At 74.0% G+C, this 17607-nt stretch carries 15 protein-coding genes; 9 read left to right on the top strand and 6 right to left on the bottom strand.

Features of this window, described 5'->3' with window-relative positions; translation table 11 throughout:
- Positions 1-52: 52 nt before the first annotated feature.
- The 5 genes from ctaE to GCE86_RS17110 all read left to right on the top strand — a co-directional run bounded on the left by ctaE (position 53) and on the right by GCE86_RS17110 (position 5233).
- Entirely contained in the window at positions 53-652 is a 600-nt protein-coding gene (gene ctaE / locus GCE86_RS17130) for an aa3-type cytochrome oxidase subunit III (RefSeq protein ID WP_091268281.1), read from the top strand.
- Positions 653-724: 72 nt separating this feature from the next.
- On the top strand, positions 725-1561 hold the full coding sequence (gene qcrC / locus GCE86_RS17125) for a cytochrome bc1 complex diheme cytochrome c subunit (RefSeq protein WP_091268278.1): 837 nt from the start codon (positions 725-727) through the stop codon (positions 1559-1561).
- A gap of 67 nt (positions 1562-1628) precedes the next feature.
- Entirely contained in the window at positions 1629-2717 is a 1089-nt protein-coding gene (qcrA, locus tag GCE86_RS17120) for a cytochrome bc1 complex Rieske iron-sulfur subunit (protein ID WP_154227901.1), read from the top strand.
- Positions 2714-4342: a cytochrome bc1 complex cytochrome b subunit gene (qcrB, locus tag GCE86_RS17115; RefSeq protein ID WP_154227900.1), complete on the top strand. Its 1629-nt coding sequence runs from the start codon at positions 2714-2716 to the stop codon at positions 4340-4342. The genes qcrA and qcrB overlap by 4 nt, the downstream gene beginning before the upstream one ends.
- 210 nt (positions 4343-4552) lie before the next feature.
- Positions 4553-5233: a DUF4142 domain-containing protein gene (locus GCE86_RS17110; RefSeq protein ID WP_154227899.1), complete on the top strand. Its 681-nt coding sequence runs from the start codon at positions 4553-4555 to the stop codon at positions 5231-5233.
- 61 nt (positions 5234-5294) lie between these two features.
- Here the strand turns inward: GCE86_RS17110 and GCE86_RS17105 are convergent, their stop codons facing one another.
- The 5 genes from GCE86_RS17105 to GCE86_RS17085 form a co-directional block, all read right to left on the bottom strand.
- Positions 5295-5582, bottom strand: a complete 288-nt coding sequence (locus GCE86_RS17105) for an Lrp/AsnC family transcriptional regulator (RefSeq protein ID WP_091122500.1) — start codon at positions 5580-5582, stop codon at positions 5295-5297.
- 52 nt (positions 5583-5634) lie between these two features.
- A complete protein-coding gene (locus GCE86_RS17100; RefSeq protein ID WP_244317002.1) occupies positions 5635-6528 on the bottom strand; it encodes a nucleotidyltransferase family protein in 894 nt (297 codons plus the stop codon).
- 103 nt (positions 6529-6631) lie between these two features.
- Positions 6632-7162 (bottom strand): NUDIX hydrolase, encoded by a 531-nt coding sequence (locus tag GCE86_RS17095; protein WP_154227898.1) that lies wholly within the window; start codon positions 7160-7162, stop codon positions 6632-6634.
- Positions 7163-7211: 49 nt separating this feature from the next.
- Complete coding sequence (locus GCE86_RS17090) at positions 7212-9002, bottom strand: RelA/SpoT family protein (protein WP_154230545.1); 1791 nt, start codon at positions 9000-9002, stop codon at positions 7212-7214.
- Between the two features lie 129 nt (positions 9003-9131).
- Positions 9132-10889: a DEDD exonuclease domain-containing protein gene (locus GCE86_RS17085; protein ID WP_154227897.1), complete on the bottom strand. Its 1758-nt coding sequence runs from the start codon at positions 10887-10889 to the stop codon at positions 9132-9134.
- 126 nt (positions 10890-11015) lie between these two features.
- Here GCE86_RS17085 and GCE86_RS17080 point away from each other — a divergent pair, with 126 nt between their 5' ends.
- The 4 genes from GCE86_RS17080 (at position 11016) to GCE86_RS17065 (ending at position 15284) form a co-directional block, all read left to right on the top strand.
- Positions 11016-12419 carry an NYN domain-containing protein gene (locus GCE86_RS17080; RefSeq protein WP_154227896.1) on the top strand — a complete coding sequence of 468 codons (1404 nt, stop codon included), beginning with the start codon at positions 11016-11018 and terminating at the stop codon, positions 12417-12419.
- Between the two features lie 164 nt (positions 12420-12583).
- The gene (locus GCE86_RS17075) at positions 12584-12796 is read left to right on the top strand and encodes a hypothetical protein (protein ID WP_154227895.1); all 213 of its coding nucleotides are present in this window, start codon (positions 12584-12586) and stop codon (positions 12794-12796) included.
- Positions 12797-12903: 107 nt separating this feature from the next.
- On the top strand, positions 12904-14163 hold the full coding sequence (locus GCE86_RS17070) for a M48 family metallopeptidase (RefSeq protein WP_154227894.1): 1260 nt from the start codon (positions 12904-12906) through the stop codon (positions 14161-14163).
- Positions 14160-15284 carry a glycosyltransferase family 4 protein gene (locus tag GCE86_RS17065; RefSeq protein ID WP_154227893.1) on the top strand — a complete coding sequence of 375 codons (1125 nt, stop codon included), beginning with the start codon at positions 14160-14162 and terminating at the stop codon, positions 15282-15284. Before GCE86_RS17070 ends, GCE86_RS17065 begins: the two co-directional genes overlap by 4 nt.
- Positions 15285-15347: 63 nt before the next feature.
- On the opposite strand, the gene GCE86_RS32385 is transcribed toward GCE86_RS17065, so the two are convergent.
- On the bottom strand, positions 15348-17456 hold the full coding sequence (locus GCE86_RS32385) for an MMPL family transporter (protein ID WP_154227892.1): 2109 nt from the start codon (positions 17454-17456) through the stop codon (positions 15348-15350).
- Positions 17457-17607 lie beyond the last annotated feature (151 nt).

Here is a 17607-nt window from a genome sequence, read left to right as displayed (position 1 = left end):
AGGTTTGCCACCCCGCTGATCGTCGGTCCCGGTCAAGGGCAATAATGACCGCGTGACTGCGGCCCCAGCCATTGACAAGAGCCGGATCCACTCCCTGACGCGGCCGAACATGGTCAGCGTCGGGACGATCGTGTGGCTCTCCAGCGAACTCATGTTCTTCGCGGCGCTGTTCGCGATGTACTTCTCGATCCGCGCGGCGGCGCCGGAGCAGTGGGAGAAGCACACCGAGATCCTCAACATCCCCTACGCGACCACCTTCACGGTGATCCTGGTGCTGTCCTCGGTGACCTGCCAGCTCGGTGTCTTCGCGGCCGAGAAGGGTGACGTCCACGCCCTCCGCCGGTGGTTCACCATCACGTTCGTGATGGGCCTGATCTTCGTGCTCGGCCAGGCGAACGAGTACCGCAACCTGGTGCACGAGGGCGTCAAGATCAACGCAGACGGTTACGGGTCGATGTTCTACCTGACGACCGGCTTCCACGGCCTGCACGTGACCGGCGGTCTCGTCGCGTTCATCATCTTCATGATCCGCACCACCATGGGCCGGTTCACCCCGGCGCAGGCGACCTCGGCGATCGTCGTGTCCTACTACTGGCACTTCGTCGACGTCGTGTGGATCGGGCTCTACGCCATGATCTACTGGCTCCAGTGATCTTGGCGCGTCACGAATCGCGCCGCTGCTCCGTCCCCTGAGACAAGGTCCAACCGGTTAAGGACACAGGTCATGACTTCTGACAACGACCGCCGACGCGGTCTGCTCGCGCGGCTGCGCGGGCGGCCCGTAGCGCGCAGCAGGGGCCGCCGCCGGCTGGGTGCCGCGGTCCGGCTGGCCGCCGCGCTGATGCTGGCCGGCGGCGCCTACACCGTCTTCGCCCCCGGTGTGCAGGCGCAGGACAACCCGCCCCTGAGCGCCGCCGCGAACGAGGGCAAGGCGCTGTTCGACGTGAGCTGCGTGACCTGCCACGGTCGCAACGCCCAGGGCGTCGAGGGACGCGGGCCGAGCCTGATCGGCGTCGGGTCGGCCTCGGTCGAGTTCCAGGTCAGCAGCGGTCGGATGCCGATGGCCCGGCAGGAAGCCCAGGCCATGCGCAAGCCCCCGCAGTTCACCGACGAGCAGGTGCGCCAGCTCGGCCAGTACATCCAGGAGCTCGGCGGCGGCCCGCAGGTGCCCCAGGGCAACAACCTGCACGAGAACGCCGACATGGCCGCCGGTGGCGAGCTGTTCCGGATCAACTGCTCGCAGTGCCACGCGTTCGGTGGCGGCGGTGGCGCACTCTCCTCGGGCAAGTACGCGCCGAGCCTGCGCCCGGCCAGCGACCGGCAGATCTACGCCGCCATGCTGAGCGGCCCGCAGAACATGCCGGTGTTCGGGGACAACCAGATCACTCCGGAGCAGAAGGCGGACATCATCGCCTACATCCAGGAGACCCTGAAGCACGACCAGGACCAGGGCGGTTTCAACCTGGGCCGGTACGGCCCGTCGACCGAGGGTCTCGCGATCTTCCTGGTCGGCATCGTCGCGCTGGTCTTCACGAGCCTGTGGATTGCGGGCAAGTCGTGACCGAGCGGATCATTCGTTTCAGTGCTGTGGCGCCGACCCCCGGCGTCACCCGTAGCGAGGTGACGGCATGAGCACCCACACCGAGCACCCGGCCCAGCGGGGCCCGGAGCCGCTCGACGTGAACGACCCCCGGATCTCCCGGTTCGACATCGTCGAGGAGGGGGCGCGGCGGGACGACATCGAGATCGTCCACTACGAGCCGCAGGTCGTTCCCGGCAGCAAGGCGGAGCGCCGGCTGACCCGTACGGTCGCGTCGTTCTTCTGGATCACGTTCCTGGCCGGGCTGGCCTTCCTGGTCATCTACATCTGGTGGCCCTGGAAGTGGGAGGCCGGCCGCGGCGGCGACAAGTACTACACCCCGCTGCTCGGCGTGACCCTCGGCATCGCCCTGCTGGGCATCGGCTTCGGCATCCTCACCTGGGGCAAGAAGCTGCTGCCGAAGGAGGTCTCGATCCAGGACCGGCACGACCAGCCCGGTTCCCCGGAGGATCGGAAGATCACCGGCGAGACCATGCTGTACATGGCCGACGAGCTCGGCGTGAAGCGCCGGCCGCTGCTCGGCGTCTCGCTGCTGGCCGGTCTGGTGCCGGTCGGCGCGGTCGTCGCGGCGCCGCTGGTGGGCGGCCTGATCTCGCAGCCGCACAAGAACAACCAGATGTTCACCACCGGGTTCAAGCCGGCCTCGGACGGCAAGCGGATCCGGCTGATCCGCGAGGACGGCCGGCCGATCCGCCCGGCCGATGTGAGCGTCGGCGGCCAGCTCACCGTGTTCCCGGGCATCGAGGGCGGCGTGAGCAACAAGCACGCCGACTCGCCGACCCTGCTGATCCACCTGCGCGAGGACGACGCGCAGAAGTCGCGCGCCGCCAACGCGCGCAAGGGTCACGGCGACTACATGTGGGGCAACTACGTCGCCTTCTCGAAGATCTGCACGCACGCCGGCTGCCCGGCCAGCCTCTACGAGCAGCAGACCAACCGCCTGCTCTGCCCCTGCCACCAGTCGCAGTTCCTCATCACCGACAACGCCAAGCCGGTCTTCGGCCCGGCGAACCGGCCGCTTCCGCAGCTGCCGCTCGAGGTGGATGACGAGGGCTTCTTCGTGGCGAGGTCCGACTACACCGAAACCATCGGTCCCGACTTCTGGGAGCGGCCATGAAGCGCCGAAAGTTCGATGCGGCCGCGCTGCCGGCCAAGACCGCCGGAGCGCTGGACGACCGCTTCCAGGCGGCCACCCCGCTGCGCAAGCTGCTGAACAAGGTCTTCCCGGACCACTGGTCCTTCCTGCTGGGCGAGATCGCGCTCTTCTCGTTCATCGTCCTGCTGCTGACCGGTGTCTTCCTGACCTTCTTCTTCGAGCCGGCGATGACCGAGGTGGTCTACGACGGCAGCTACGCCCCGCTGCGGGGCACCCCCATGTCGGCCGCGTACGCCTCCAGCCTGGACCTGTCGTTCGACGTCCGGGGCGGCCTGATCATGCGGCAGATGCACCACTGGGCGGCGCTGCTGTTCATGGCCTCGATCGTGGTGCACATGCTCCGGGTCTTCTTCACCGGCGCGTTCCGCAAGCCGCGTGAGACCAACTGGATCATCGGCTCGCTGCTGTTCTGGGTCGGCTTCCTGGCCGGCTTCACCGGCTACTCGCTGCCGGACGACGGCCTGTCCGGCACCGGTCTGCGGATCGCCTCCGGCATCATCCTGTCGATCCCGGTGATCGGCTCCTGGGTGAGCTCGTCGATCTTCGGCGGGGAGTTCCCGGGCACCATCATCATCAGCCGGTTCTTCATCGCCCACGTGCTGCTCATCCCGGGCCTGCTGGTGGCGTTGATCAGCGTCCACCTGGGCCTGGTGTTCAAACAGAAGCACACCCAGTGGCCCGGCCCCGGCCGGACCAACGAGAACGTGGTCGGCGAGCGGATGTTCCCGCGCTACGCGCTCAAGCAGGGCGGCTTCTTCATGGTCGTCTTCGGCGTGATCGCGCTGATGGGTGGCCTCTTCCAGATCAACCCGATCTGGTACTTCGGCCCGTACGAGGCGTGGGTGGTCTCGGCCGCCAGCCAGCCCGACTGGTACGTCATGTTCCTCGACGGCTCGACCCGTCTGATGCCGGCCTGGGAGATCAGCATCCCGATCGGCGACGGGTACGTCATCCCGCCGCTGTTCTGGCCGACGGTCGTGCTGCCCGGCATCCTGGTGGGCCTGTCGACGATGTACCCGTTCCTGGAGGCGCGCCGCCTCAAGGACTACAAGCACCACAACCTGCTCCAGCGGCCCCGGGACGCGCCGGCCCGCACCGCGGCGGGCGCCATGGCGGTCTCCTTCTACGTCGTGCTGACCCTGTCCGGTGGCAACGACGTCATCGCCGACAAGTTCCACATCAGCTTGAACGCGATGACGTGGGCCGGCCGGGTCGGCCTGCTGGTCGTCCCGCCGCTGGCCTACTACCTCGCCTACCGGCTGTGCCTGGGTCTCCAGCAGCACGACCGGGAGGTGCTGGCCCACGGCGTGGAGACCGGCATCATCAAGCGGCTGCCCGACGGCCGGTTCGTCGAGGTCCACCAGCCGCTCACCCCGGTCGACGGGCACGACGGGCACGGCCCGGCGCTGGACTACGTCGGCTGGGTGGTGCCCAAGAAGATGAACCGGCTCGGTGCCCTCGGCCCGGCCATCCGGGGCTTCTTCTACCCGATCGAGAAGCCGGCCGAGGCGCCGGTCTCGCCGGGGCACCCGCCGGTCGAGCCCCGACCGGAGCGGGAGGAGATCGGCAGCGGCGAGCGCCGCTGACGAGCCCGCGTACGACCGACCGTGGCGCCCGCCGGATCACCGGCGGGCGCCACGGCCCTTTTCCGGCCCGCTCGTCCCGTTCCGCCCGCGGGTCGCCGCTCGGCCCCGCTCCGGTGTCCCGCCACCCCCTGACACGGACGGGTGGAATCGCAGGAATAACCCCGGTGAGCCGGGTATCCGTGCGGTCCAACGTCTCAAGGGGGGGAAAGCATGTTGGGAATCAAACGCCTGGGCCTGCTGGCCGCGCTGGTGCTCGTGGGACTGGCACCAGCCGCCGCGGCGCAGGCCGCGGCCCAGCCGTCGACGCAGGACACGCAGTACCTGCAGGCGTTGCACCAGGTGAACCTGTTCGAGATCACCGCCGGTAACCTGGCCCAGCAGAAGGGCCAGAACCAGCAGGTCAAGGACCTGGGCAAGATGTTCGTGACGGACCACACCCAGCTGGACCAGACGGTGCAGTCCACCGCCCAGCAGCTGAACGTGCAGCTGCCGGCGGACCCGACCGCCGACCAGCAGAAGGTCCTCGACCGGCTGAACAACCTGAGCGGCGCCGAGTTCGACAAGGCGTGGGTGACCGCCCAGTTGGCCGGCCACGTCCAGGCCATCCAGGCCACCCAGACCGAGATCTCGCAGGGTTCCGAGCAGTCGGTGGTGCAGATCGCCCAGGACGCCCTGCCGGTCCTCCAGGCGCACTATGACGCGCTGGTGGCCCTGGCCCAGACCCTGGGCGTCCCGGTCCCGCAGGCCAGCGCCAGCGGCACGCCCAGCCCGGGCGGCACCGGCACCGAGTCGCCGGCTCCGGGCGGCACCGAGTCGCCGGCCCCGGGTGGCACCGGCACCGAGGAACCCGCTCCGGGCACCACGGAGACCCCGGCGCCGGCCCAGAGCTGACGCGTACGACCGACGGTGGCCGGTCCGCCCTGCGGGGGTGGGCCGGCCACCGGCGTGCGGGTCAGTCGGCGTTGGCCAGCCCGATCGCGAACGCCTCCTCCAGGTCGTGCTGCGAGTAGGCGCGGAACGCGATGTGCGACTCGGTGTTGATCACACCGGGCACCTTGGAGATGCTGCCGGCGATGACCTGGGCGATCTGCTCGAACTCCCGGACCCGGACCATGGCGATCAGGTCGACGTGCCCGGCCACCGAGTAGACCTCGCTGACGCCGGGCAGGTTGGCCAGCGTCTCGGCCACCTCGGGAATGGAGTCGGTGGCGCAGTCGATCAGCACGATCGCGGTGATCACGGGACATTTCTCCGTTCGTCGGCGTCGAGGCCCATGCTAAGGGCTGGGCGGGTCACCCGGCCGCCGGGACGGTCAGGTCGGCGCCCGCCCGGATCACCCCGCTGAGGCGTTCCCCCGCGGCGACCGTCGCGCCCGGCCAGACCACCGAGCGGTCCACCGCGCCGCGCACCACCGCGCCCGCGCCGATCACCGACCGGGTCACCGGCCCGTCGATCGTCGCGGACGGGTCGACCAGGCCGCCCGGGCCGGCCGCGTGCAGGTTGGCCGCCAGGTAGTCGGCCGGGGTGCCGGTGTCGTAGAAGGTGCCCGGGTAGGGGACCACGGCCAGCGCGCCGGCCGCCTCCGCCGGCCGCCACACCGCCCGGACCAGGTCGCCGAAGGTCGCCGGCAGGTCCCGGACCAGCCGCCACGGCAGCAGCGAGAACCCCACGAACCGGTGGCCGTCGAAGGTGCCGGGGGCGGCCGGGTCGTCCGCCGGCTGGCCCAGCAGGCGTACGCTCCGCCCGTCCCAGCCGTCCAGCAGCGCCGCCACGTCCGGCCCCGGCGGGGCGCCCGGGTCGGCCAGGTACGCGTCGGCGTTGCCGACCAGCACCCCCCGCCCGGCGATCCAGTCCCGCAGCTTGCCCAGCCCGCCGGCGGTGCCGAGCGGGTCGCCCGGCTCGACCGACAGGTGCGCCCGGGCGCCCACGTGCGCCACCACCTGCCCACCCAGGTAGCAGGCGTTCACGGCGACCCGCTCCGGCCCGGTCAGGCCCAGCCCGGCCAGCCGGTCCAGCGCCCGGTCGAGCAGCGGCACGTTGCCGACCGGGCAGAGCGCCTTGGGCAGGTGCGCGGTGAGGGGGCGCAGCCGGGTCCCCTCCCCGGCGGCGAGCACCACCGCGCAGACGTCCACGGCGGCCCGCCAACCGGGCCCGGACGCGGCGGCCGGCCGGCCGGTGCTGGTCACGCGGCGGCCTGCCGGCCGGGCTCCGACGCGGCGGCCTGCCAGCCGGGCCTTAAGGTGGCGGCCTGCCAGCCGGGCCTTGACGCGGCGGCCCCGCCGGTGCCGGTCACGCGGCGGGCGGCGGGACCTCGCCCGCGCGCGGGCCGATCCCGTAGTGCCGGAGCAGGTTGGCGGTGGCGCGGCTCATCCGGGGCAGGTCGTCCAGCGGGTGCCAGGCGGCCTCGAAGACCTCGGCGCCGTCCACCGTCAGCTCGGTGCTGGAGGCCGGCACCTCCGTCTCGAAGACCACGTCCACCCAGCCCTTGGCGTGCACCACGGCGTTCGGCACGGCGGGGCGGAGCCGCTCGGGTGGGAGCCGGATGCCGGACTCCTCGTAGAGCTCACGGGCGGCGCCGACGACCGGGGCCTCGCCGCGCTGCAGCAGCCCGGCCGGGAGGGTCCAGCTGTGGCCGGGCGGCTGGCGCAGCAGCAGGATCCGCCCCGCACCGTCGGCCTCGGCGTCCCGGACCAGGGTGACCGCGCCGACGATGTACTTCGGCACGGCGAGCCGGACCAGCCGCCGCCGCAGCGGGACCGGGAGCCGGTAGAAGATCTGGTAGCCGAGGGCCCGTCCGGTGGCACGCGCGCGGGGGATCATGCCTGTAAGGCTAGTGGCCGGGCGGCGCCGGCGGATGGGTGGAGTTCGCCTACTGCCGGTGGTCGACCAGATCGATGAGCTGCCGGACGATTGTGTCGGGCTCCACGGTGCGGTCGAAGACCGCCACCAGCAGGGTTTCCAGGTCGGGGTAGCCGAGCTCCTCGGAGAGCCGCAGCAGCGGCAGGTCGCTGGCCAGGCCCCGGTCGTGCTTGCGCAGCGCCAGGCCGATGGTGGCCCGGCCGAGGCGTACCTTGTCGGCGATCGAGATGCCCGGCTCGGTGTGCTCGGCGAACCAGCGGTTGATCTGCATCTGGGCGTGGGGGGACTTGACGAAGCCCAGCCACTCCCGGCGCGGCCCGCGGGGCGCCACGTCGGCCTCGAAGCCGCTCTCCGCGTCGCTCTCGGTGAAGATCTCCACCACGTCGCCCTCCTCCAGCTCGGAGGAGAGCGGTGCCAGCCGGCCGTTGATGCGTGTGGCCAGGCAGTGGTCGCCGCGTTCGGTGCTCAGCTCGTAGGCGAGGTCGACCGGGGTCGCCCCGGCCGGCAGCACGACCTGCCGCCCGTCGGCGACCACCTGGATCTGCGCCTCGGCCAGGTCGCAGCGCAGCGACTCCATGAACTGCATGGGGTCGACCGTCTCCTGCTCCCAGTCGAGCACCCGGCGCAGCCAGGCCAGCTCGTCGGCCCCGTCGGCAGCCCGCCCGGCCTCGCGGGGGAAGCGGTAGTGGGCGGCGACGCCGTACTCGGCGGAGTGGTGCATCTCCTCGGTGCGGATGAGCACCTCGACGGTGCGGTCCTGCGGGCCGCAGACGCTGGTGTGCAGGGACCGGTAGAGGTTGTTCTTCGGGGAGGCGATGAAGTCCTTGAAGCGGCCCGGCACCGGCCGCCAGAGCCCGTGCACCGCGCCGAGTGCGGCGTAGCAGTCGGTGGCCGGCCCGTCCACCACGATGGCGATACGCGGCAGGTCGTACGGCGCCGCGTGCTCGCCGGCGACGGTGTCCTTCCAGATCGAGTAGAGGTGCCGGGGGCGGGGGCCGACCTCGGCGTCCACCCGGCTGCGGCGCAGCGCCGCCCGCGTCTTCGCCACCACGTCGTCGAGGTAGGCGTCCCAGCCCGGCCGGTCGTGCACGAAGCGGGCGATCCGCGCGTGCTCCTCCGGCTGGAGATGCAGCAGCACCACGTCGTCCAGCTCGCGCTTGAGGGTCTGGATGCCCAGCCGGTCGCAGAGCGGGACCAGCACCTCCTGGGTCTTGCGGGCGATCCGCTCCCGGGAGGCGGCCGAGCGGACCCCGAGGGTACGCATGTTGTGCAGCCGGTCGGCCAGCTTGATGATCAGGACCCGGACGTCCTTGCCGGCCGCCACGATCATCTTGCGGACGGTCTCCGCCTCGGCGGCCTTGCCGTAGAAGGCCTTGTCGAACTTGGTCACCCCGTCGACGAGGTGGGCCACCTGGCGCCCGAAGTCCTCCTGGAGCGCCTGGAGGGTGTAGCGGGTGTCCTCCACGGTGTCGTGCAGCAGCGCGGCGACCAGGGTGGTGGTGTCCATCCCGAGGTCGGCGCAGATCTGGGCGACCGCGAGCGGGTGCGTGATGTAGGGCTCGCCGCTCTTGCGGAACTGGCCGCGGTGCATGTTCTCGGCGATCGTGTAGGCCCGTCGCAGCACCGACGCGTCGGCGTTGGGATGGATGCCCCGATGGGCGCGGACCAGCGCGGTGACCGGGTCGTTGTCGGTGGTGGGCCAGGTGAGCAGGGAGCGCAGGCGCCGGGAGAGCGGAAGCTCGCCGGGCTGGGTCGGGAGGGCGCCGCCCAGGGCGGCGCCGTGTCCGGCGTCGACGTCCACCTGGGACACCTCCTCACCCCGGCCCCGGGCCGCCGGCGGGCCGGCGACCGGGAGCAGGCCCGCGAATCGGGCAGGACTGCACTTCTTCAACAGCCTAAGGGAGTTGACGTAGTCCGATCGGACACTTGGTCATGGGCGTTCGGTCGAGAGTTGGCGGGAGGCGCCGTTCTCCGCCTTGGTCAGCAGGTCGCGGAACCGGCCCGCACCGGCGACCGGCGAGGCCCATCCGGACGACATCTCCACGAGCCGGGTCTCCGGTCGCTCCAACCAGGACAGGATGCGCTCGGTCTCCTCGGCCGTGGCGGCCGGCACCGGGCCGTGCCCGGGCAGGACCGTCTCGGCGGTGGCCCGGATGGCGGTGATGGTCGGTCGCGGGTGGACACCCGGCGGGGACACCCCGGCCCCGGCCAGCCGGCCGTGGCGCACGAGGGCCAGCTCCCAGCCGCCCCGGGCAGCCGGGCGGGCGGCCGCCAGCTCGGCGATGCCGGTCAGCGCGGCGAGGCGCTGCATCCGGACCGCCGCGCGCAGCACCGCGGCCAGCCGGCTGCGTACGACCGCGGCCTCCTCGTAGCGCCGGCCGGCGGAGAGCACCTCGATCCGGGCCAGCAGAGCGTCCACCACCACCTGCGGGTCGTCCCGGGTGGCGGTGCGGAACGGGACGGCGGCGCGGTGGTCATACTCCTCCGGGGTGATCCGGTGCTCGCAGGGCGCCGGGCAGCGACCCAGCTCGGCCAGCGCGCAGGCCGGCATGGTGGTGCGCCGGGACAGCCGGTGGGTGCACTGGCGCAGCGGCACCGCGTCGTGGAACCCGGCGGCGGCCAGCTCGGCCGCCTGCTTCGAGCGGAACGGGCCGAGGTAGGCCGAGTCGGTGGGGGCGAGGTCGCGCACGATCGACAGCCGGGGGTACGCCTCGTCGGTCAGCTTCAGCCAGACCTGGCGCTCCGGGTACTTCGACCGCCGGTTGTACGGCGGCGCGTGCGCGGCGATCAGCCGCAGCTCGCGCACCTCGGCCTCCAGCGAGTGGGCGCACTCGACGGCCTCCACGCGCTCGGCGGCGGCCAGCATCTCCGAGATCCGGGCCCGCTTCTCGGCGGCGGTGAAGTAGCTGCGCACCCGGGTGGCGATGTCGCCGGAGGTGCCGACGTAGAGCGGCCGGTCGTCGGCGGCCCGGAAGATGTAGACGCCCGGCACCTTCGGCAAACCCTCGGCGAGGTGCCGTTTGCGCCGCTGGGTCGGGGTGACCGCCCGGGCGAACTCGATGGCCTCCCCGACGGTGTCGACCCGGTGCCCGCCGAGCCGGCCGATGAGCCCGTGCAGCACGTCGACGGTGGCCTTGGCGTCGTCCAGGGCCCGGTGGGTCGGCTGGGTGGCGGTGCGGAAGTAGGCCGCCAGCGTGCCCAGCTTGCGGTTGGGCACCTCGTCGCGGGTGAGCACCCGGCGGGCCAGCGCGGCGGTGTCCAGCACCCGCGGGTTGGGCCAGCGGTAGCCGTGCTTCGCGCAGGCGGCCTTGAGGAAGCCCACGTCGTAGGGGGCGTTGTGGGCCACCAGCACGGTGTCGGCGATGAACTCCAGGAAACTCGGCAGCACCTGCTCGATCGGTGGCGCGGGAAGCAGCATGGCCTGGGTGATCCCGGTCAGCACGGTGATGAACGGCGGGATCGGGACCCCCGGGTTGACCAGGGTCGCGAGCACGCCCAGCTCCTCGCCGCCGCGCACCTTCACGGCGCCGATCTCGGTGATCCCGCCGCCGTCCGGCGCGCCGCCGGTGGTCTCCAGGTCGACCACCACGAAGGTGGTCGCGTAGAGCGGCAGCGCGGGGTCGACCCCCGTGCCCGCCACCCGGTCCAGGCCGGCCAGGGCCTCCTGGACGTAGTCCGCTCGCGTCACCCGCGGCACGCTAGCGGCCGGGTCCGACACTCCCGTCCCGGCAGCCCCAGGAGTCACCGCGGGGTAGGATGAGAGATCGGCTCACTCACCGGGCGGTGAGCCCGTTCGGGGTGGGAGACTTGCCACATGCCCCTCACCGAGCCGTTCGACGACCACTCCTCCGCGGAGGAGCCGCTGGTCGGCGCGGGCGACGCCGGTGAGACCCCGGACGGCGCGGCCGCCGAGCCGGAGCCCGTCCTGCCCGAGCCGGTCCGGCAGCGGATCGTGGCGCTCACCGCCGCGGTGCTGCCCGGCCTGGCCGTCGACGAGGTGCCCGTGCCGCTGCGCCGGGTGGCCAAGTTCGCCCCCAACCGCCGCGCCCGGCTCGGCGCCCCGGCCATCGCCGCCCAGCTGACCGCCGACCCGCTGTTCCGGCAGCGGGTCACCGCCCGGGTGCTCGCCGACGCCGGCGACCTGGGAGCGGCCGTCGTGGAGGGGACCGCCCCGGCGGCGGCCGACCCGGTCGAGGTGGCCGCGCTGGCCTACCTGGCCCGGCCCCGCGGCTGGCGGGAGCTGATCGAGGCCAGCGGCGCCGCGGTACGCGCCGAGGCGGACAGCGCGGTGGTCGCCGAGCTGGTCCGCGAGGCCGAGCAGCGGGCCACCCGGGCGGAGCACGACCGGGCCGTGGCCCGGGTCGAGGCGGAGAAGCTCCGCGACGAGCTCGCCCGGGTCCGCGAGGAGCTGGGCCAGCTCCGCGAGGAGGCCCGGCAGCTCACCCGTACCCTCCGGGAGACCCAGGCCCGCGAGCGCAAGGCCACCGAGCTGCTGGCCACCGAGCGCGGCCGGGCCACCCGCGCGGCGGCCGACGCCGACGCCGAGCTGCGCCGCGCCCGGGCCCGGCTGGCCGAGGCGGAGGCCGCGGCCGGCGTGGCCCGGGTCAGCGCCAAGGAGGCCCGCTCGGTCGACGAGGCGAAGCTGTGGCTGCTGCTGGAGACGATCGGGCAGGCCGCCGTGGGGCTCCGTCGCGAGCTGGCCCTGGACCCGGTGGAGAAGCTGCCCGCCGACTTCGTCGCCGACGCGTTCGCCGACCAGTCGGCGGCCACCCCGGCCGGTGCCGCGGCCCGGGCGCGGGACACCGACGACCCCGCCCGCCTCGACCAGCTGCTCGCCCTGCCGAAGGCGCACCTCGTGGTGGACGGCTACAACGTCACGAAGCGGGGCTTCGGCGAGATGTCGCTGGAGCAGCAGCGCAAGCGGCTGATCACGGGGCTGGGCGGGATCGCCGCGCAGACCGGCGACGAGGTCACCGTGGTCTTCGACGGCGCCGAGCGGATCCACGGGCTGCCCTCCACGCCGCGCGGGGTGCGGGTGCTGTTCTCCCGCAAGGGGGAGACGGCCGACGAGCTGATCCGCCGCCTGGTCCGCGCCGAGCCGGCCGGGCGGCCGGTGGTGGTGGTCTCCTCCGACCGCGAGGTCGCCGACGGGGTACGCCGGCACGGCGCGTACCCGCTCGGCGCCGACTCGCTGGTGCGGCGGCTCGCCCGCTCCTGACGCGGCACCGGCTTGACCGACTCCGGGCCGAGCGAGGTGGCGTCGGGTTCGGGGTGGGTGCTGCCTCGTTGTCCGGTTCTGTCACACCCTCGGCCTAACCTCGTGGTGACCGACGGTGGTGGGCCCTCTCCGGTCCGCCATCGGCGACGCGTCAGGAGGCGTGCATGCTCATCGACTGCGACACCTGCGGGGTCCGGGGCGCCGGGTGCCCCGGCTGCCTGGTGACCGCGCTGCTCGACACCGGCTCCGCGGCGGCCGACCTGGGTCCCGCCGAGCACCGGGCGATCGAGGCGTTCGCCCGGGCCGGCTTCGAGGTGCAGGTGCTGCCCGTCCCGCCCGCTCCCCGGCGTCCGGCCCGCCGCCGCCGGGTCGCCTGATCCCGCCCGGCCACCACGGCCACCGCGCTGCCGGCGGGCCTTAGGATGAGCGCTCACGGTGGGAGGGGAACGACAATGAGGCGAGCGCGGCGCAGCGGGGTGGGGCGGTGACCCCGCGCGGCTGGGCGGTGCTGACCCTGGCCGGGCTGGCCGTCGCGCTGCTGGTCGCCGGGGCGCTGCTGGTCCCGTGGAGCCGGCCTCCGGCACCCCGGGCCGACCAGCTCGCGGCGTTGCGGGCGCTCCCGGTCGACCAGGTGGCCCGGGGCCGGGCGTTCCACGGCGCGCTGCGCCCGGCGGGCTGGTCGGCGCTCGTAGTCGGCCTGGTCGTGGCCCTGCTGCTGGGCCTCACCCCGGTCGGCGGGCGCCTCGTCGAGCTGGCCGGCCGGCCCTTCGGCGGGCACTGGGCCGCCCAGGCGGTGCTCGGCGGGCTGGCCGTGATGTTCCTCGCCGACCTGCTCACCCTGCCCTTCGCCGCCTGGCGGCAGACCGTGCTGACCCGCTACGGGCTGAGCACGCAGGGCTGGGGCGGCTGGGCCGTCGACCTGCTCAAGTCGTACGCGGTCAGCGCGGTCATCGGCGCGCTCGTCCTGCTCGGCTTCTACACGGTGGTCCGGCTCTCCCCGCGCTGGTGGTGGGCGTTCGGCGCGGCCGGCGCCGCCGCGCTGGTGGTGCTGCTGTCGTTCGTGCTGCCGGTGCTGGTCGAGCCGGTGTTCAACCGGTTCACGCCCATGGAGCCCGGCCCGCTGCGCACCGAGCTGACCAGCCTGGCGGCCCGCGACGGGGTGCCCGTGCGCGACGTGCTGGTCGCCGACGCCTCGCGGCGGACCCGGGCCGTCAACGCGTACGTCTCGGGGCTCGGGCCGACCCGGCGGGTGGTGGTCTACGACACCCTGCTGCGCGAGGCGGACCCGGCGGAGGTCACCAGCGTGGTCGCCCACGAGCTGGGGCACGCCAAGGACCGGGACGTCTGGACCGGCACGCTCGTCGGGGCGCTGGGCGCCGCGGCCGCGGTGGTGGCCCTCTACCTGATCGGGTCCTGGGCGCCGCTGCTCCGGCTGGCCGGCGTCGACTCGATCGCCCAGCCGCGGGCGTTCCCGCTGCTGATAGCGCTGGTCACGGTGGCCGGCCTGGTGGCCACGCCGGTGCAGGCGCTGGTCTCCCGGCGGGTCGAGGCCCGGGCCGACGCGCACGCGCTGGCGCTCACCGGCGACCCGGTCACCTTCGAGGCGATGCAGCGCCGGCTGGCCGGCGTCAACCTGGCCGACCCCGACCCGCCCCGCTGGGAATACCTCTGGTCGGCGTCCCACCCGTCCACCGTGGAGCGGATGGCCGCCGCCCGCGCCTACGCCAGGGAGTCCGGCGGATGAGCCGCACCTTGCTGATCACCAACGACTTCCCGCCGCGCCCCGGCGGCATCCAGTCGTTCGTGCACAACCTGGCGGTGCGCCAGCCCCCCGGCTCCGTGGTGGTCTACGCGTCGAGCTGGCGGGGCGCGGCGAAGTTCGACGCCGACCAGCCCTTCGAGGTGGTCCGGGAACGGACCAAGGTGCTGCTGCCCACCCCGCTCGTGGCCCGCCGGGCGGCGCGGCTGGCCCGGGCGTACGACTGCGACACGGTCTGGTTCGGCGCGGCGGCCCCGCTGGGGCTGCTCGCGGCGGGGCTGCGCCGGCGGGCCGGGATCCGCCGGGCGGTGGCGCTCACCCACGGGCACGAGGCCGGCTGGGCAGCGCTGCCCGGCGCCCGGACGGCGCTGCGCCGGATCGGCCGGGGCGTCGACGTCACCACCTACCTCGGTGAGTACACCCGGGTCCGGCTGGCCCGGGTGCTCGACGGGGTGACCGAGCTGCGCCGGCTCGCCCCCGGCGTCGACGTGGACACCTACCACCCCGGCGTCGACGGCGAGCGGGTGCGGGTGCGGCTGGGGCTGGCCGACCGCCCGGTCGTGGTCTGCGTCTCGCGCCTGGTCCCGCGCAAGGGGCAGGACATGCTCATCCGGGCGATGCCGGAGATCCGCCGCCGGGTGCCGGACGCGGCCCTGCTGGTGGTCGGCGGCGGCCCCTACCGGGCGGCGCTTGCGAAGCTGGCCCGGCAGACCGGGGTCGACCGCGACGTCGTGTTCACCGGCTCGGTGCCCTCGGCCGAGCTGCCGGCGCACTACGCCGCCGGTGACGTCTACGCGATGCCCTGCCGGACCCGCAACCGGGGCCTGGACGTCGAGGGACTGGGGATCGTCTACCTGGAGGCCAGCGCGACCGGGCTGCCGGTGGTGGCGGGCGACTCCGGTGGCGCGCCGGACGCCGTCCGCGAGGGCGAGACCGGCTACGTGGTCCCGGGCCGGGACGTGGCCCAGCTCGCCGACCGGGTGGCCACCCTGCTCGCCGACCGGGACCTGGCCCGCCAGCTCGGCGCCGCCGGCCGCGCCTGGGTCGAGCGGGAGTGGCGCTGGGAGACCCAGGCCGAGCGGATGGCCGCCCTGCTCGCCGGCTGACCCCCCCCTGCTCGTGGCTGACCCCGGCCCGGTAGCCGGGCCGGGGTCGCGAACACGAACCGGTCAGGTGCGGACCAGCGCCGGCTCCGGCGGGACCGGCCGCCGCGACCGGCGGGACAGCCGCCCCGGCCACCAGGTGCGCGCGCCGAGGTCCAGGGTCAGCGCCGGGATCAGCAGGCTGCGCACCAGCAGGGTGTCGAGCAGGATGCCGACCGCCACGATGACGCCCATCTGCACCGACGGCACCAGCGGCAGCACCAGCAACGCGCCGAAGGTGGCGGCCAGCACCACGCCGGCGCTGGTGATCACCCCGCCGGTGACGGTCAGCGCGCGCAGCACGCCGGGTCGGTGCCCGATCCGGGCGACCTCCTCGCGGGCCCGGGTCATCAGGAAGATCGTGTAGTCCACACCGAGCGCCACCAGGAACAGGAACGCCTGCAGCGGGACCCCGACGAACAGGTGGGGGTGGCCCAGCGCGTCCAGCAGCAGCCCGGCGGCCCCCATGGCGGCCGCGTACGACAGCACCACGCTGACCATCAGCAGCAGCGGCGCGACCAGCGACCGGAGCAGCAGCACCAGGATGACCAGGACGACCGCGAGCACCAGCGGGATGACCACCCGGTTGTCCCGGTTCACCGTGCGCTCCTCGTCCAGCACCGTGGCGGTCCGCCCGCCCACGAGGGCGTGCGCGTCGGGCACCGCGTGCACGGCGGTCCGCAGCCGGGTCACGGTGTCCCGGGCGGCGTCGCTGTCCGGCGCGGCGGCGAGCACGGCCGGCACCCGTACCCAGCGGCCGTCCGCCGAGCGTTCCGGCGCGCCCACCTCGGCGACGCCCGGCACGGCGCGGGCGGCGGCCACCACGCGGTCGGCCGTCCCGGCGGCGGCCAGGATCTCGGCGGGCGCAGCCGAGCCACCCGGGTAGTGGGCCGCGATCAGCCGCTGCCCGGTGACCGAGCCGACCTCGGTGGTGAACGCCTCGTCGTCGGGCAGGCCCAGGCCGAGGTTGCCGATGCCCAGGGTCAGCGCGGCCAGCGCGGCGGCCGTGCCGAGCCAGACCGCCCGCGGCCGGCCGGCGACCAGACCGGAGATCCGGCGCCACAGCCCGTGGTCGGCGGTCTGGTCACGGGTGTCGGCGCCGGGGGCGTACCGGGGCACGAACGGCCAGAACAGCCACCGGCCGCACAGCACCAGCACCGCGGGCAGCAGGGTGGTCATGGCGAGCAGCGCCGCGGCGATGCCGACCGCGCCGACCGGGCCCAGGCCGCGGGTGGCCGGCAGGTCGGCCGCGAGCAGGCAGAGCAGTCCGATGGCGACGGTCGCTGCCGAGGCGCACACCGCGCCGGCCGAGCGGCGCAGCGCGGCCGCCATGGCGGCGTGCCGGTCGGCGTGCCGCCGCAGCTCCTCGCGGTAGCGGGCGATCAGCAGCAGGGCGTAGTCCACGCCGACGCCGAAGACGAGCACGGTGAGGATGGTCTGGCTCTGGAAGTCGACGGCCAGCCCGGCGTGCCGGGCCAGCAGGTAGACCACCGCCCCGGCGAGCTGGTTCGCGACGGCCACCGCGACCAGCGGGATCAGCCACAGCACCGGGCTGCGGTAGGTGATCAGCAGGAGCAGGGCGACGGTGAGCGCGGTGGCCAGCAGCAGCGCGCCGTCCATCCCGGCGAACGCGTCGAAGACGTCGTGCTCGGCGGCCGCGTCGCCGGTCAGCGCGGTCCGCAGGCCTGGTGGCGGGCCGTTGGCCAGCCGGTCCTTGAGCCCGTCGACCGCCTCGGCGCGCCGCTCCTCGTCGAGGCTGACCGGCAGGGACAGCAGCAGCGCCCGGCCGTCGGCGGAGGCCACCGGCGGGGACACCGCGCCGCCGTCGGCGTACCGGGCGAAGGCGACCCGGTCGGCCTCGACCCGGGCCCGGTCGGCCGAGGTGAGGCCGCTGTCGCGGACGTAGACGGCGATCGCGAGCGGGTGCCGCGACCCGGGGAAGGCCGCCTCGGCCCGCTGCACGACCCGGCTGCTCTCGGCGCCGGCCGGTAGCGCGCCGAGCGTCGAGTTGTCCTGTACCTCGCCGAGCTTCAGGGCGAGCGGGCCGGCCGCCACGAGCAGCGCCAGCCAGAGGAGGAGGACCGCGTACTTGCCGCGGCGACCGGCGGGCAGGCCGGCCAGGCGTTGCGGGGACATCCGAGTTCCCTTTCGTCGTCACGGTTGCGGGGTCGGTGACCCCGCCTCCGATCCTTCGGCCCGGTGGCGCGCGGGTCAGGGGTGCCAGCGCGCCGGCCGGGGTGGTGCCAGCACCACCGATCGGTGGCGGCCGGTGCCGCAGAATGGGCCC

This window comes from Micromonospora terminaliae (genome assembly GCF_009671205.1).
In the GTDB taxonomy this organism is placed as follows: Bacteria; Actinomycetota; Actinomycetes; order Mycobacteriales; family Micromonosporaceae; genus Micromonospora; species Micromonospora terminaliae.
The sequence above is the reverse complement of the archived record's forward strand: the minus strand, read 5'-3'. Positions and strand labels throughout refer to the sequence as shown.

What these genes read in the sequence shown, in the direction of transcription:
- qcrC (WP_091268278.1), top strand. Translation starts at nt 725, where the DNA reads ATGACTTCTGACAACGACCGCCGACGCGGTCTGCTCGCGCGGCTGCGC.
- qcrA (WP_154227901.1), top strand. Translation starts at nt 1,629, where the DNA reads ATGAGCACCCACACCGAGCACCCGGCCCAGCGGGGCCCGGAGCCGCTC.
- qcrB (WP_154227900.1), top strand. Translation starts at nt 2,714, where the DNA reads ATGAAGCGCCGAAAGTTCGATGCGGCCGCGCTGCCGGCCAAGACCGCC.
- GCE86_RS17110 (WP_154227899.1), top strand. Translation starts at nt 4,553, where the DNA reads ATGTTGGGAATCAAACGCCTGGGCCTGCTGGCCGCGCTGGTGCTCGTG.
- GCE86_RS17095 (WP_154227898.1), bottom strand. Translation starts at nt 7,162, where the DNA reads ATGATCCCCCGCGCGCGTGCCACCGGACGGGCCCTCGGCTACCAGATC.
- GCE86_RS17080 (WP_154227896.1), top strand. Translation starts at nt 11,016, where the DNA reads ATGCCCCTCACCGAGCCGTTCGACGACCACTCCTCCGCGGAGGAGCCG.
- GCE86_RS17075 (WP_154227895.1), top strand. Translation starts at nt 12,584, where the DNA reads ATGCTCATCGACTGCGACACCTGCGGGGTCCGGGGCGCCGGGTGCCCC.
- GCE86_RS17065 (WP_154227893.1), top strand. Translation starts at nt 14,160, where the DNA reads ATGAGCCGCACCTTGCTGATCACCAACGACTTCCCGCCGCGCCCCGGC.
- GCE86_RS32385 (WP_154227892.1), bottom strand. Translation starts at nt 17,456, where the DNA reads ATGTCCCCGCAACGCCTGGCCGGCCTGCCCGCCGGTCGCCGCGGCAAG.